General features: G+C 61.7%; 1 pseudogene. It reads right to left on the bottom strand.

Going from position 1 to position 337, the window contains the following annotated elements:
- Positions 1 to 337: pseudogene (locus NR073_RS11085) on the bottom strand (UDP-glucose 6-dehydrogenase); the annotation flags it as partial.

Below are 337 nucleotides of genomic sequence, written 5' to 3'. Positions count from 1 at the left end.
AGGCGTTCTGTACCTGGGATTCGTTGCTGCGCATCAGCGAGTTGAGCAGTGGCGCGTCGACGTCCAGGGAGCTGGCGCGGTAAGTCAGGGCACGCACGTCTTTGGGCAGGCAGGAGCCGCCGAACGCGAAGCCTGGGCGCATGTAGTACTGGGACAGGTTGAGGGTCTTGTCCTGGCAGACCACTTCCATCACTTCGCGACCATCGACGCCGACGGCCTTGGCGATGTTGCCGATCTCGTTGGCGAAGGTCACCTTGGTGGCGTGCCACACGTTGCAGGTGTACTTGATCATCTCGGCGACGTCGATGTCCTTGCGGATGATCGGAGCGTCGAGTTC

Source organism: Micrococcus sp. Mcc28 (genome assembly GCF_024519775.1).
Classification (GTDB): domain Bacteria; phylum Actinomycetota; class Actinomycetes; order Actinomycetales; family Micrococcaceae; genus Micrococcus; species Micrococcus luteus.
The sequence above is the reverse complement of the archived record's forward strand: the minus strand, read 5'-3'. Positions and strand labels throughout refer to the sequence as shown.